At 64.4% G+C, this 14645-nt stretch carries 14 protein-coding genes; 7 read left to right on the top strand and 7 right to left on the bottom strand.

Going from position 1 to position 14645, the window contains the following annotated elements; genetic code table 11:
• Positions 1 to 109 precede the first annotated feature (109 nt).
• From ACVIGB_RS28650 to ACVIGB_RS28640, 3 genes are read left to right on the top strand one after another with little or no spacing between them, the layout of a single operon-like run.
• Positions 110 to 1186, top strand: coding sequence for an amidohydrolase family protein (locus ACVIGB_RS28650; protein ID WP_456720128.1), 1077 nt, complete (start codon positions 110 to 112; stop codon positions 1184 to 1186).
• A complete protein-coding gene (locus ACVIGB_RS28645; protein ID WP_456720129.1) occupies positions 1183 to 2292 on the top strand; it encodes an amidohydrolase family protein in 1110 nt (369 codons plus the stop codon). Before ACVIGB_RS28650 ends, ACVIGB_RS28645 begins: the two co-directional genes overlap by 4 nt.
• Positions 2292 to 2705 (top strand): Rieske (2Fe-2S) protein, encoded by a 414-nt coding sequence (locus ACVIGB_RS28640; RefSeq protein ID WP_016846808.1) that lies wholly within the window; start codon positions 2292 to 2294, stop codon positions 2703 to 2705. Before ACVIGB_RS28645 ends, ACVIGB_RS28640 begins: the two co-directional genes overlap by 1 nt.
• Before the next feature lie 147 nt (positions 2706 to 2852).
• On the opposite strand, the gene tcuB is transcribed toward ACVIGB_RS28640, so the two are convergent.
• From tcuB to ACVIGB_RS28620, 4 genes are all read right to left on the bottom strand, one after another.
• The gene (gene tcuB / locus ACVIGB_RS28635) at positions 2853 to 3956 is read right to left on the bottom strand and encodes a tricarballylate utilization 4Fe-4S protein TcuB (RefSeq protein ID WP_456725055.1); all 1104 of its coding nucleotides are present in this window, start codon (positions 3954 to 3956) and stop codon (positions 2853 to 2855) included.
• Positions 3957 to 3972: 16 nt separating this feature from the next.
• Positions 3973 to 5373, bottom strand: a complete 1401-nt coding sequence (tcuA, locus tag ACVIGB_RS28630) for an FAD-dependent tricarballylate dehydrogenase TcuA (protein ID WP_456720130.1) — start codon at positions 5371 to 5373, stop codon at positions 3973 to 3975.
• A 132-nt stretch (positions 5374 to 5505) separates the two neighbouring features.
• Positions 5506 to 6834, bottom strand: coding sequence for a tricarballylate/proton symporter TcuC (tcuC, locus tag ACVIGB_RS28625; RefSeq protein WP_456720131.1), 1329 nt, complete (start codon positions 6832 to 6834; stop codon positions 5506 to 5508).
• A gap of 241 nt (positions 6835 to 7075) precedes the next feature.
• Positions 7076 to 7972, bottom strand: coding sequence for a transcriptional regulator GcvA (locus ACVIGB_RS28620; protein WP_456720132.1), 897 nt, complete (start codon positions 7970 to 7972; stop codon positions 7076 to 7078).
• A gap of 118 nt (positions 7973 to 8090) precedes the next feature.
• Between ACVIGB_RS28620 and ACVIGB_RS28615 the strand changes: the two genes are divergently transcribed.
• Positions 8091 to 8294, top strand: a complete 204-nt coding sequence (locus ACVIGB_RS28615) for a DUF1127 domain-containing protein (protein WP_207834731.1) — start codon at positions 8091 to 8093, stop codon at positions 8292 to 8294.
• A gap of 69 nt (positions 8295 to 8363) precedes the next feature.
• Entirely contained in the window at positions 8364 to 8987 is a 624-nt protein-coding gene (locus ACVIGB_RS28610; RefSeq protein WP_456720133.1) for an N-acetyltransferase family protein, read from the top strand.
• Positions 8988 to 9303: 316 nt separating this feature from the next.
• Here the strand turns inward: ACVIGB_RS28610 and ACVIGB_RS28605 are convergent, their stop codons facing one another.
• Together ACVIGB_RS28605 and ACVIGB_RS28600 are read right to left on the bottom strand one after the other, a co-directional pair.
• On the bottom strand, positions 9304 to 10134 hold the full coding sequence (locus tag ACVIGB_RS28605; protein WP_092126296.1) for an enoyl-CoA hydratase: 831 nt from the start codon (positions 10132 to 10134) through the stop codon (positions 9304 to 9306).
• Between the two features lie 161 nt (positions 10135 to 10295).
• Entirely contained in the window at positions 10296 to 10997 is a 702-nt protein-coding gene (locus tag ACVIGB_RS28600; protein ID WP_456720134.1) for an SDR family NAD(P)-dependent oxidoreductase, read from the bottom strand.
• A gap of 71 nt (positions 10998 to 11068) precedes the next feature.
• On the opposite strand from ACVIGB_RS28600, the gene ACVIGB_RS28595 reads away from it, so the two are divergent.
• Both ACVIGB_RS28595 and ACVIGB_RS28590 read left to right on the top strand, forming a co-directional pair.
• A complete protein-coding gene (locus tag ACVIGB_RS28595) occupies positions 11069 to 12850 on the top strand; it encodes an acyl-CoA dehydrogenase family protein (protein WP_456725056.1) in 1782 nt (593 codons plus the stop codon).
• A 195-nt stretch (positions 12851 to 13045) separates the two neighbouring features.
• The gene (locus ACVIGB_RS28590) at positions 13046 to 14134 is read left to right on the top strand and encodes a Zn-dependent alcohol dehydrogenase (protein WP_176528693.1); all 1089 of its coding nucleotides are present in this window, start codon (positions 13046 to 13048) and stop codon (positions 14132 to 14134) included.
• A 139-nt stretch (positions 14135 to 14273) separates the two neighbouring features.
• Here the strand turns inward: ACVIGB_RS28590 and ACVIGB_RS28585 are convergent, their stop codons facing one another.
• Positions 14274 to 14627, bottom strand: coding sequence for a nuclear transport factor 2 family protein (locus tag ACVIGB_RS28585; protein WP_092119613.1), 354 nt, complete (start codon positions 14625 to 14627; stop codon positions 14274 to 14276).
• Positions 14628 to 14645: the final 18 nt, after the last annotated feature.

The raw sequence follows: 14645 nt of genomic DNA, 5'->3' as shown, positions 1-14645 counted from the left end.
CACCGGCCCCTGCCGAGTTGCGGACCGCAGCCCGGCCTGATTGAATATCGGACAAGAACCAAGCGGCGCCCGACAAGTTGTTGTGAGAGCGTGCGCCGAAGGAAACACCATGACGTCGCCGATAGCGCGTGGCGTGGATTGCGATCTGCATCCCGCCGTGCCTCACCTCACCAGCTTGCTGCCGTATATGAACGACTACTGGCGCGACCAGGTGACGACGCGCGGCATGACCGACCTGATCTCGCAATCCTATCCGACCAATTCGCCGATCGCCTCGCGGCCGGACTGGCGTCCCGCCCAGGGCAAGCCGGGTTCGAGCCTTGCCGACATGCAGCGCCAGGCGCTCGACAGGTTCGGCACGGCCACCGGCATCTGCAATCCGCTCTATGGCGTGCAGATGGTGTTCTCCGAGGACATGGCCGATGCCTTCTGCCGCGCGCTGAACGACTGGCTGGTCAAGGAATGGCTCGACAAGGACGATCGCCTGCGCGGCTCGATCGTGATCCCCGTGCAAAGCATCGAGAAGGCGGTCGCCGAAATCGAGCGCTGTGCGCAGGACAAGCGCTTCGTGCAGGTGCTGATGCTCGTGATGGGCGACATGCCGCTCGGCAAGCGTCACTATTGGCCGATCTACGCCGCGGCCGAACGGCTCGGCCTGCCGATCGGCATCCATGCCGGCAGCAACTATCACAACCCGCCGACCTCGGTCGGCTGGGGCTCCTATCATATCGAGGACTATGTCGCGCAGGCGCAGGCGTTCCAGACCCAGCTCACCAGCCTGATCGTCGAGGGCGTGTTCGCGCGTCATCCGAACCTGAAAATGGTGATGCTGGAGTCCGGCTTCACCTGGCTGCCGCCGTTCCTGTGGCGGCTTCACAAGTTCTGGCGCGGCGTACGCATGGAGACGCCGTGGGTTGACCGCGCGCCGCTGCAGATTGTGCGTAGCAACATCCGTTTCTCGCTGCAGCCGGTCGACGCGCCGCCGGACGGCGACACCCTGAACCGGCTGTTCGACCATATGCAGTCGGACGAATTGATCCTATTCTCGACCGACTACCCGCATTGGCAGTTCGACGGTGACGAGGTGCTGCCGAAGGGGCTGTCGCAGGATCTGGTCCGCAAGATCATGATCGACAATCCGCACGCGACCTATCCGCGCTTGCAGGTGAAGGAGACGACGCCATGAACATCCAGATTCGGGAACGTCCCGACGCGGCTGCGTCAACTGGCATCAAGACCGCGATCGCCGATTGCGACATCCATCCCGCACGCGCGACCAAGGACGAGCTGCATCCTTATCTGGCCAAGCGCTGGCACAGCCATCTCGAAACCTTCGGCGTCCATCCCTATCAGGGCATGATGGAAGGCCCGCCCTATCCGAAGGCGCAGCCCAATGCCTCGCGCCGCGATGCCTATCCGCCGGAAGGCGGCCCGCAGGGCTCGTCGCTGTCCTTCATGCAGAAGCAGCATCTCGATCCCAACAATGTCGCGCTCGGCGTGCTCAACCCGCTCAACACCGGGCAGGGCATCCGCAACCAGGATCTCGCCGCCGCGATCTGCGCGGCGATCAACGACTGGCAGATCGAGAAATGGACCAGCAAGGACTCGCGCCTCAAGGGCTCGGTCGTCGTCGCCAATGAGGACGGCGTGTCGGCCGCGGCCGAAATTCGCAGGCGCGCAGGCGATACGAATTTCGTCCAGGTGCTGCTGCTGAGCCGCAATGTCGAGCCGCTCGGCCAGCGCCGTTACTGGCCGATCTATGAGGCGGCGCAGGAGGCCGGTCTTCCGATCGGCGTGCACGCCTTCGGCTTCGGCGGCAACCCGATCACCGCGTCGGGCTGGCCGAGCTATTACATCGAGGAGATGGTCGGGCATTCGCAATGCCAGCAGACCGCGCTGGCGAGCCTCGTGCTCGAGGGCGTGTTCGAGCGCTTCCCGAAACTGAAGATGGTGATGGTCGAGGCCGGGTTCGGTTGGGCGCCGTCGCTGGCCTGGCGGCTCGACAAGGTGTTTGCGCGGCTGCACGCCGAGGTGCCGCATCTGAAGCGCAAGCCGTCGGAGTATATCCGCGATCACATCTGGTGGACGACGCAGCCGATGGAGGATCCGGAGAGCCGCGACCATCTGTTCCAGACCATCGAGTGGATCGGTTGGGACAAGCTGTTGTTCGCGACCGATTACCCGCACTGGGATTACGACGAACCGTCGCGCGTGCTGCCGGCGGGCGTCAGCGACGCCAATCGCCAGGCATTCTATCTCGACAATGCGAAGCAGCTGTACGGCGTCTCCTGATGGCAAGGCATGTAATCGCTCCGGTGGATGAGCTGCCGCCGGGGTCGCGAAAATTCCTCGAGATCGACGGACGGCCGATTGCTGTCTTCAACGTCAAGGGCGAGTTCTTCGGCCTGTTGAACCGCTGCCCGCATCAGGGCGCGGCGCTGTGCGAGGGGCCGCTGATCGGGCTCGCCTCGTCGTCGGACCCCGGCGAGATCGAATACACCAAGCTCGGTGAGATCCTGCGCTGTCCCTGGCACGGCTGGGAGTTCGATATCCGCACCGGCCAGTCCTATTGCGACCCGCGCCGCTTCCGCGTGCGCGCCTATCCCGTCAGCGTCGAGCCGGGCACCAATGTGGTGAAGGGGCCGTATGTCGCCGAGACCATCAAGGTCGCGGTGGAAAGCGACTACGTGGTGGTGGATTTGTAGTATCCGCCGCGCTGGCGCCACGCGGGAGGCCCGTAGGGTGGGTTAGCCGCGTACCTCAACGAGCGAAGGCGGAAGGCGTAACCCACCATCTTCTGCGCGGCACGAAGTCGGTGGGTTACGCTTCGCTAACCCACCCTACATCCTTACTCATTCCGCCATCATCTGCCGTTCGCGCGCGTAGCGCACCAGCGCGACGAAGCGGTAGATGCCGTGCACGAATTTACCGTAGGGCATGGTGATGAACAGCGCGAACACCACGCCGAGATGCAGCGCCAGCAGCGGACCCATCGCGGCGCTCTCGCGCCACAGCAGCAAGGCAAGGCCGGTGACGCTGGTCAGGAACAGCATCAGGATGAATGCGGTGTCCATGCCCATCTGCTGCTCGTCGACCAGCACGCGGTCGCGTTTCCATTTCTCCGACAAGAGCCCGATCGGGCCGACCACGAGGCCGATGCCGCCGAGCGTGCCGAGCACGACCGGCAGGTCCCACCACGCATAGGGCGCTTCGCGCGCCAGCAAATAATGGTACAGCGTGCCGACACAGGTCGCGGCGAAGCACAGCATGAAGCCGTAGAAGGTGAAGTGGTGATACAGCTTGCGGCGGTCGGTCGGATGATCGTCCTCGTTGAAGCAGCCGACGCCGCCACCGTCGAGATAGCGCAACTCGCCGGCGTCGCGGACCGCCTGCAACAGCGCTTTCGCGTCGGTCGTCATGCCGACCGGCTCGCCGATATCGCGCCAAAACGCGCGCACGCCCATCACCAGCGCGAGGATGGCGTAGAGCAAAGCGGCGCCGAACAGCAGCGCCATCGTATTGTGCGGCATCAGTTTGTAGAACGCGCCGGGCCCGGTGTGGATGCCGGTGAGCACGCCGCGGTCGTTGATCGCGGCGAAGCCGAAGATGAAGGCGGCGACGCTGAGCGCTGCGATCAGGCTGATGACGAGGCCGTTGCGTGCAAACGCGCCGGCAAATGCGCGCGGCCAGGCATAGGCGGCATAGGACTCGGCGCGTGCCACCGCGAGCGTCTTCGGCACATTGACGTTGAATTCGTGCGGCGGCGAGAACTGGCAGTCGGTGTAGCAGGCGCCGCAGGCGTGGCAGAGATTGGCGAGATAGTTGAGATCGCCGTCGGAGAAGGCGCGGCGCATCTCCATCGCGGGAAACACCGCGCACAGGCCCTCGCAATAGCGGCAGGAATTGCACACCGTCATCAGACGGTCGGCTTCCTGCAAGATCCTCGTCCCGTGCATCGCGCCAGTCCCGTCCTCAGTTTCGCGCATTCTTCGCCGCTTCCCGCCCGGCGACGCGGCCGAACACGCTGCCGATGGTCATGCCGATGCCGGCGGCGTAGCCCTTGCCGAGCACGTTGCCGGCCATGATCTCGCCGGCGGCGAACATGTTGGCGGACGGCTTGCCGTCCTTCATCAGCATCCGCGACTGCTTGTTCACGCGGGTGCCGAGATAGGTGAAGGTGATGCCGGGCCGCACCGGATAGGCGAGATAGGGCGGCGTCTCGATCTTGCGCGCCCAATGCGTCTTCGCCGGCGTGATGCCTTGGGTAGCGCAGTCGTCGAGGATGGTGTGGTCAAATGTGCCGGGCTGCACCGCGGCGTTGAACTCGGTGATGGTCTTTTCCAGCGCTGACGCATCGAGCTCGAGCTCACCGGCGAGCTCGGCAATCGTTGCGCCCGCGATCGGCGGAAACAGCGTCGGCATGAAGCTCGTCACGACGGTCGAGTCGAAGATGATGTAGGCGATCTGGTCCGGCTGCGCGGCAACCAGGCGGCCCCAGATCGCATAGCGCTTCGGCCAGATGTCCTCGCCTTCGTCGTAGAACCGCTCGGCATGCTTGTTGACGACGATGCCGAACACGACCGAGTCGTGGCGGGTGATGATGCCGCCGTCGAATTTCGGCGCACGGGCATCGATCGCCACCGCATGGCACTGGGTGGGATCGCCGATCTCCTGCACGCCCTTCGCGAGCAGCATCTTCAGGATCGTGCCGCGGTTATAGGGCGTGCCGCGGATCAGGAAATTGTCGGCGGCCTCGCCCCAATATTCCTTCAGCCATTCGATATTGGCCTCGAAGCCGCCGGCCGCCGCAACCAGCGTCGAGGCGCGCACCTCGGTCCTGCCACCGACCGGCTGCTTCAGCTGCGCCGAGAGGAACATGCCGTCCTCGATCTTGAGATCGATCACCTCGGCGTTGTAGAGGACGTCGACGCCGAGCTCCTCGGCGGTGCGATAGAGCGCGTTCAGCATCGCGCGGCCGCCGCCGAGGAAGAACGAGTTCGTGCGGCCAAGGCTGAGCGTGCCGCCGAGCGAAGGCTGCCAGCGCACGCCCTGTTCGACGATCCAGTTCAGGATGTCCTTGGACTCGTGGATCATGAAGCGGGCCAGTTCCTCGTCGGTCTGGCCGCCGGTCACCAGCAGCAAATCCTTCCAGAACTCCTCCTCGGTGTAGGGTCCGGTGAGGATCTCGGTCGCCGCGTCATGGGCGCAGCGCATGTTGCGGGTGTGGCGGGTGTTGCCGCCGCGGTAGAATTTCGGGGCGCCTTCCAGCACCAGCACGGAGGCGCCTGCGCGCCGTGCGCTGATCGCAGCGCAAAGCGCGGCGTTGCCGCCGCCGATCACCAGCACGTCGAACCTGCGCGTCAGATCAACCATGCGCTCTTGTTATCGTTGTTGGCATGGAAAGCAACAGGGGCAGGCGAATGAGCATGATCCGGAAAAGTGTGTAGCGGTTTTCCGAAAGATCATGCTCAAATCAAGAAGTCTGCCCCAATTGCATGCACAGGATCAGGCCGCAACCGTTTCGCGCTGCTCGATGGTCTGGCCGCCACGATAGACGATCAGCGCGGCGATGATGCCGAGAACAGCGCCGAACATCAGCCAATAGGCCGGCGAGGCCTTGTCCTGACCGGTCATGGCGATCAGCTTGGTCGCGACAAACGGGGTCGACGTGCCGAATATGCCCGCCGCCAACGCGAACGCGATCGAGAAGCAGGTGGTGCGGACATGCGCCGGCACGATCTCGACCAGGCATCCCAGCATCGTGCCGCTGTAGACGCCAAAGTAGAACGAGAACATCATCTGCACGACCAGCAGTTTTCCGAGCGTGGGCTCATGCGAGAGCCACGACAGTGCCGGGTAGGCGGTCACGAATGACAGGCTCGCGATCGCGATCAGCACCGGCTTACGGCCGATCCGATCGGACAGCGCGCCGCCGACCGGATTCCAGATGAAATTCGTCACCGCAACGAGCAAGGTCACCAGCAGTGTCCCGGAGGCCGAAAGGTGCAGCTCCTTGCCGAAGCCGGGTGCATACACGGTGATGAAATAGAACGTCGTGGTGGTCAGAACCGCGATCATCATGCCCAGGATGACGATGCGCCAGTTCTCCAGCGCCGAGGCGAACACTTCGCTTGGCGTCGGATGCTTCTTCATGGCCAGGAAGGCCGGCGTTTCCTCGAGCGAACGCCGCAACATGAAGATCACGGGAATGATGAGGCATCCAATGAAGAACGGGATGCGCCATTTGGCGACGCCGCCGCCGATCGCATCCAGGAAGGTGTCGCCCGGAATCGCCTCCCTCAGGACGAAGCCGATCACGGCCGCAACAAAGATGGCGACCTGCTGGCTGGAGGATTGAAACGAGGTGTAGAATCCCCGATTGCCGGGCGTCGCGATCTCGGAAAGATAAACGGAGACGCCGCCCAGCTCGACGCCGGCGGAGAAGCCCTGGATCAGCCGGCCAATCAGCACGATGATCGTTGCGGCAATGCCGATCGATGCGTAGGACGGGCAGAAGGCAATCACCACCGTGCCCAGCGCCATCAGCGCGAGCGTCACGATCAGGCCCTGGCGGCGGCCGATGCGATCGATGTAGGAGCCGAGCACGACCGCACCCACGGGACGCATCAGCGCGCCAAGCCAGAACACGCCATACGCATTGAGCAGCGCCGCGGTCTCATTCTGGGCGGGGAAGAACGCCTTCGCGATGTCCTGCGCATAGAAGCCGAACAGGAAGAAGTCGAATTGCTCGAGGAAATTGCCGCTGGTCGCGCGCAGGATGGCGCCGAGACGCGACTTGATCTGCGGGACTTGTGATGAACTCGACTGCGACATAACGCCCTTTCCTCCCCGTGACAAAACGGCCGGCGCAAATTGTGTCGCCGGCCAAGGCAGTTAACTGCCATATGCGGCAATTTGGCACGGCTGTCCGGCGCGACCAACCCGAAATCGCGCCGCCGCTATGGGAAAAAAGCCGTAGGTGGGAATTTGATGAGAGCGTTTTCGAGCGAAGTGGACACCGGTTCGCGTGAAGAAAACGCGTCAGAACAATAATCTCCGTGCGGCGTGCGCCGCATCAAGGCGCTGTATGCGCCGCGGCGAGCCAGGATCGGAATGCAGAGAGCTTTGGTGAATCGGCGCGTCCCTGCGGCGTGACCAGATAGAAGCCGGCGTCGGCGGGCAGCGCGATCTTGAAGGGAACCACGAGGCGGCCCTTGGCGATGTCGTCCTGCACATAGGAGGTGCGGCCCATCGCGATGCCGATGCCGTCGATCGCGGCCTGGATCGTCACGAACAGCAGGTCGAAGGTCACTCCCGGCTGCTTCGAGATGTCGGTCGGCAGTCCGGCTGCGGTCAGCCACAGCCGCCAGTCATCGCTATTGGCGTTGCTGGTGTGCAGCAGCACATGGTCCCTGAGGTCTTCGGGGCATTTCAGCGGCCTGGTTCCATCCAGCAGCGACGGGCTGCACACCGGAAACAGCTCGTCCGCCATCAGCCAGTCCGCGCGCAGGCCCGCCCATTGGCCGCGGCCATAGCGGATCGCCGCGTCGACCTTGTCGCGCTGGAAGTCGACCAGGCTGGTCGAGGTGGTGATGCGGACATCGATGCCGGAATGCGCCTCCTGGAATGCCGACAGCCGCGGCAGCAGCCATTTGGCGGCGAGCGATGCCAGCGTCGAGACGGTGAGCACGTGATCGTCGTCCCGGCGTAGCAGGCGGTCGGTCGCGAGCCTGAGGTCATTGAAGGCCGCGCGGACGCCGGGAAGGTATTCGGCGGCCTCCGGCGTCAGGCTCAACGAGCGGTTCTGGCGGACGAACAGACGAACGCCGAGCTCTTCCTCGAGGCGCCGGATCTGATGGCTGATCGCGGTCTGTGTCACGTTCAATTCGGACGCCGCGACCGTGAAGCTCATGTGCCGCGCGGCGGCCTCGAATGCCCTGAGCCCGTTCAGCGAAGGCAGGCGGCTGGTCATGTCAGGGTGGTCTCCAGATGCATGACTTTAATTCATGCGAAGCGGTACAAAGTGTCGTTTGTGAACAGGCCGGACAGCTCCGATATTGCTGCCAACAGGTTACCGATAGGAGCCGCAGATGTCCATTTTCACCCATGAATCGATGACAAATCATCATACGCCGGGCCTGTTGAACCAGGTCGGCGAGACGCTGCACGTCTGGTGGGATCGCTACGAGCGCCGCCGCGAGTTGTCGCAGTGGACCGAGCGCGACCTGCACGACATCGGCATGTCCCGCAGCGACATCGTTTTCGAGACCGACAAGCCGTTCTGGCGGGCCTAATGGGCCGCCGTCGCCGGCGCCGCCTCGATCGAGGGGCGCCGGCCAATTCCTTCACCCGAGGAGCGTGTCATGACTGCGCTGCATCTCGACGATCTCAAGCAATACTCTGATGTGCTGCGCGCCAAGAACGGCAGCGAGATCAAGGTGCGCTTCGTCGAGCCGCGCGACCGTGAAGAGCTGCAGGCTTACATCCGGTCGCTCTCCGCCGGGTCCCGTTACAACCGCTTCCTGGGTGCACTAAGCGAGCTGCCAAAGATGGAGCTCGAGCGTTTCATTCACGTCGGCGAGGCAGACCGGTTCACGGTGGTCGCGACGATGGTGGTCGATGGATTTGAGACCATCGTTGGCGAAGCCCGCTATGCCTTCCATGCCGATACGGCGAGCGTCGAGTTCGGCTTGTCGATCGATGACCGGTGGCAGGGCCACGGCATTGGCAAGGCGCTGCTGAAGAATCTCGAATGCCGCGCGGCGTCTTTCGGAGCCGAGCGCATCTTCGGCGACACGCTGCGGTCCAACGCTACGATGATCGGTCTCGCCCGCAAGTCCGGCTATGCCTTCACTGCGAGCCCCGGCGATTGCAAGCTGGTGCGCTTTGCGAAAGAGATCTACGTCGAACCACAAGACATTCCCTGTGCCAGCTGGCGGCTTGCCGCCACTTCCCGCTCGGCCACGATGTCCTCGCTTGCGGTTTGACTGACTAGGCCCGGTTCTGGCCCCTCCAGAACCGGGCCCTTTTCTTTTTTGCTTGCTCGGAACCTGTAGCCCGCATGGAGCGAAGCGCAATCCGGGGTCGGTCTTACCGCAGAGAAGCTTATCCCGGATTTCGCTGCGCTCCATCCGGGCTACGTTCTTCAACCAGAGTTGCCGGGTCACCTCCCCTTGAAAAGGGGAGGTCGCTTTGCTCGTCAGAGCAAAGCGGGTGGGGATCCGCTCTCTCCACGAGCGACGGTGCGTGTGGCTGGACCCCCATCCCGACCTTCCCCCTTTCAGGGGGAAGGAGAAGACGGGCCTAGTTGCCCCTAAACACCGGCTTGCGCTTCTCGATGAAGGCCTGCACCGCCTCCTTGTGATCGGCCGTCGTGGTCAGGCGGATCAGCCGCTCGGCCTCGTGGTCGCGCGCGGTGGCGAAGTCGAACTGCAGCGCCTCGTCGAGATTGTCCTTCATGTAGCGCAGTGCCAGGGTCGGGCCTTCGGCCATCGACTTCGCCAGCGCGAACGCCTCGTCCTGCAGCGTTTCGTCCGGCACTACGCGGTTGACGAGGCCGATCTGCTCGCATCTTGCGGCATCGACCTTCTCGGACGTGAACATCAGCTCGCGGGCGCGCGAGGTGCCGACCAGGCGCGTCAACAGCCAGGCCATGCCGTAGTCGCCGCTCAGCGCCACGCGCAGATAACCGGTCGAGATGAAGGCGGATTGCGCTGCGATCCGGATGTCGCAGGCCATCGCGATCGCAAGGCCCGCGCCCACCGCCGGGCCGGGCAGCGCGGCAATGGTCGGCTTGCGCACCGAGGCCAGCGCACCGGTCAACAGGCGCTGGCGCTCCTGCAGGTCGGCGACCTTGTCCTCATAGGACATTTCGAGCTTCTTTGGATCGCGATTGGCGCCCATGCCCTTGACGTTGCCGCCGGCGCAGAACGCCTTGCCGGCGCCGGTGACGAGCAGCACGCCGACCTCGGGGTTCTCGCCGCAGGTCCGGATCATCGTGCGTAGCGCCGGCGTCAGCGTGTCCGACAGCGAGTTGCGGGCGTCCGGGCGGTTCAGCGTGATGACGGCCACGCGGTCGCGGATCACGCAGAGCAGTTCGTCGGTGCCGGTCTCGATCTTGATTTCAGCGGTCATGGTTCCTCCGGAGGCAATCGTTGCCGTCATTGCGAGGCGCGCTACGCCGAAGCAATCCATTTCGCCGCTTGTGGTGGCATGGATTGCTTCGCTCCGCTCGCAATGACGGATGCGGCGGACTAGGTGGCGCAAGTTACCCCGCTTGCATGATCTCCGTCATCTCAAAACTTCTCAACCCATGGCCGCAATTCCAGCTCCCAGGTCCAGGCGCTGCGCGGCTGCTGCAGCACGTTCCAGTAGCTCAACGCGATCGCGTCGGGATCGAGCATCGAATCCGGGCGGTCGGCCGGCTCGGCGCGCGCGGCGCTGCGGATGCCGCCGTCGATCACGAAATGCGCGACGTGGATGCCCTGCGGCGACAATTCGCGCGCCATGCTCTGCGCCAGCCCGCGCAATGCGAACTTGCCCATCGCGAACGGCGCCGATTGCGCATAGCCCTTGACGCTGGCGGAGGCGCCGGTGAACAGGATCGCGCCCTTCTTGTTGGGCAGCATGCGCTTCGCCGCTTCCTGAGCCACCAGGAAACCGCCGAACGCCGAGACTGCGATCGCCTGCTCGACCTCGGAGGGGACGAGTTCAACGAAGGGACCGCGCGAGCGCCCGGAGGCGTTATAGACCACGAGGTCCGGTGTTCCGATCTCGCGCTCGACCAAGCCGAACAGACGTTCGACGTCCTCGGTCTTGGTGGCGTCGCAGGCATAGGCGCGCGCGCCGGTTTCCGTGCAGAGCGCACCGAGCTTCTCGATGCTGCGCGCGCCCAGCGCCACGCGAATTCCCTCCCGCGAAAATAGCCGCGTCAGCGAGGCGCTGAGGCCCTCGCCGGCGCCGACGATCAGGGCGATCTTGTACTTCGGAATATCCATTGGGCTTTCCTTTGCTCGGCCGGAGGAGGATAGTCGTGCCCAAACAAATGAGCACCGCAACCGGGAATTCAATGCAGCCGCACAAGCAGGATCTGAAAACGTCGTCCGCCAGCCAGCCGGGCCTGTTGGCGCCCGATACGACGGGAATGAATTTCTACCGGGCCGATCCCGCGCTGACCGATCTTCTGAAACTGCATCTGCCCGAGGCGTTGTTCCGCCACATCGAGCCGCATCTCGACCGGCTCGGCGGATTGGCCGGTGGCACTCTCGACGAATGCGCGCGGCTTGCCGACCGGCATACGCCGGTGCTGCACCAGCGCGACAAGTTCGGCCGCGACGTGCAACACATCGAATATCATCCGGCCTATCGCGAGATCGAGAAGGCCGCGTTCGGCGAGTTCGGCATTCACGCGCTGTCGATCCGCAAGGGCATCATGGGCTGGCCCGACAAATATCCTGTGGTGGCCAAGCACGCGTTTACCTTCCTGTTCAACCAGACCGAATTCGGCATGGGTTGCCCGATCAACGTCACCGATGGTTGTGCAAAGCTGCTGGCGAATTTCGGCAGCGAGGCGTTGAAGGCGAAATATCTCGACGGCCTGACCCAGACCGACATGAGCAAGCTGACGCAGGGCGGCCAGTTCATGACCGAAAAAGAAGGCGGCTCCGACGTCGGCACGCTGACCACACGCGCGGTGCAGGACGGCGACCACTGGCGGCTCTATGGCGAGAAGTGGTTCTGCTCGAACGCCGATGCCAAGGTGGTGATGCTGCTGGCGCGCCCCGAAGGCGCAGGGCCGGGCACAAGCGGCGTCGGCCTGTTCCTGATGCCGCGTTTCCTCGACGACGGCTCGCAGAACCACTACCGGATCGTGCGCCTCAAGGACAAGCTCGGCACCCGTTCGATGGCCTCGGGCGAGATCAAGCTCGACGGTGCGATCGCTTACGCCGTCGGCAAGCTCGACCGTGGCTTCGTGCAGATGGCCGAGATGGTGAACTCGTCGCGGCTCTCCAACGGCGTGAAGTCGACCGCGCTGATGCGCCGTGCCTGGCACGACGCGATCACGGTCGCGAAGGGCCGCGTGGTGTTCGGCCAACGGATCATCGACCTGCCGCTGGCGCGGCGCCAGCTGATGAAGATCATGCTGCCGACCGAGCAGGCGCTGTCGATGAGCTTCCTGACCGCCGACGCGCTCGACCGCGCCGAGGCCGGCAGCCAGGATGCCGCGGCGCTGCTCCGCATCCTGACGCCGACCCTGAAATTCCGCGCCACCCGCGACGCCCGCAAGGTCTGCGGCGACGCGATGGAGATGCGCGGCGGCATCGGCTACATCGAGGAATTCGTCACGCCGCGGCTGCTGCGCGATGCGCATCTCGGCTCGATCTGGGAGGGCACCGGCAACATCGTCGCGATCGATGCGCTGAAGCGCGCGGTCGGGCGCCATGGCGCCGACAATGCGCTCGCCGCCGATCTGCATGCGCGGCTCGATGACAGCCCGAACGTGCCGCAAGCCTGGCGCAGCCGGCTGCGCGATCTCAGCGATCGTGCAATCGGGTTTGCGCGCGAGGTCGCTGGCCGCATCGAGAATGAGGGCGATGCGCGGCGCGCCACCAGCCTGCTCTATCACGTCGCAAGCGCCGTAGCGCTGGCTTGGGAGGGCGGACGTATCCACGAGATGCGCGGCGACGCGCGCCGGCTGCTGCTGTCGCGGATGGTGGTCGATCACCGCGTGACGCCGGGCGATCCGTTCCGGCTTACGGAAAATACCGTTCCGCGCAGGATGACCGAGCACCTGCTCGGCGATCGCGCCGTCGGCATGGCCGAGGTTGGCGAATTGCTGTCAGCAGCGTAGGCTCGCCGTGGCCGCTCGCGCAGTCTCACCTCTCCCATCGGGAGAGGTCGGATCGCGCCAGCGATCCGGGTGAGGGGTTGCGCTCTATCGATAGACCTGAACCCCTCACCCGGACCGCATCTTCGATGCGCTCCGACCTCTCCCGTTGGGAGAGGTGGAGAGCGTGCGCAACAAAAAACATGAGAGGAAATTCCGATGAAGGCCGCCGTCTTGCATGAAGTCAATCAGCCGCTGGTGATCGAGGATGTCAGCGTGCCCAATCCGGGGCCGCGCGAGGTCCTGATCCGCACCGCGGTCGCGGGTCTCTGCCATTCCGACCTGCACTTCATGGAAGGGCTTTATCCGCATCCGCTGCCGGCGGTGCTCGGCCATGAATCGGCCGGCGTGGTCGAGAAGGTCGGCTCCGACGTCAATTACGTGAAGCCGGGCGATCACGTCGTCACGTGCCTGTCGGTGTTCTGCGGCACCTGCGACAATTGCACCACCGGCCGCACCGTGCTGTGCACCGACACCACGGTGAAGATGCTGCCCGGGGCCTCCAACCGCCTGTCGTGGGGCAGGAAGGAGAAGCTCAACCAGTTCCTCAATCTGTCGTCGTTCGCCGAGCAAATGCTGGTGCACGAGAACGCGATCGTGAAGATCAAGAAGGAGATGCCGCTCGATCTCGCCGCGCTGATCGGGTGCGGCGTCATCACCGGCTATGGCGCTGTGGTCAACACTGCGAAGGTGACCGCCGGCGAGACCGTGGCTGTGATCGGCTGCGGCGGCGTCGGCATGGCCGCGATCAACGGCGCGCAGATCGCCGGCGCCGGCCGCATCATCGCGATCGACACCAATCCGGCCAAGCTGCAGCTCGCGACCAAGCTCGGGGCCACCGACATCGTCGATCCCGCGCGCGGCGACGTGGTCCAGCAGGTGCGCGAACTCACCGGCGGCGGCGTGCAGCACTCCTTCGAGGTGCTCGGCCGCAAGGAGACCGCCGAGCAGGCCTTCGCCATGCTGGCGGCAGGCGGCACCGCGACCATCGTCGGCATGATCCCGTTCGGCCAGAAGATCGAGCTGCACGGCTTCGACTTCCTGCGCGAGCGCCGCATTCAAGGTTCGTCGATGGGGTCGAACCACTTCCGCGTCGACATGCCGCGCCTCGTCGACTTCTACATGCGCGGCAAGCTGCATCTCGAGGACTGGATCTCGGCCAAGCTGAAGCTCAGCGAGATCAACGAGGGTTTTGCCAACATGAAAGCCGGCAAGACGCTGCGCAGCGTGATCATGTTCGACAGCTGAGGTCGTGTCGTCCCGGCGCAGGCCGGGACCCATACGCCGCGGCGGAAGTCGTGTGAGAATCAACTGCGGCCGCGGAGTACTGGATGCCCCGCATGAAGCGGGGCATGACAGTGGAGGGGTGGCGCTGCGAACGTCGTGCTCATCGCGCGACGTGCGCGGACACCGCGAGCCATTTCCCGTTCTGCCGCGCCCAGCAATCGGTGTAGCGGCCGTGCGCGGGCTCACCGTCCGCGCCGGTGTAGCTGGTCTGGGCGTGGATGATCGCGAAATCGCCGAGGATGCGGATCTTGACGTGCTCGGCCTTCAGTCCCTTGATCTTCACGGGGATCGCCGTCTGCTTCAGGAAGGCGGCGCGATCAACGAGGCTCTTGTCGGGATTGGTGCAGTAGAAGTCCTGCGCCAGGATTTCATCGAAGCGTTTGACGTCGCAGTTCTGAACCGAGTCGACATAATCCTTGTTGAGCTTCGTTAGCTCTTCGAGGTCCTTGCTCATTGGTATCCTCCCGGTTTT

It is taken from the genome of Bradyrhizobium sp. USDA 4341 (assembly GCF_054063755.1).
The sequence above is the reverse complement of the archived record's forward strand: the minus strand, read 5'-3'. Positions and strand labels throughout refer to the sequence as shown.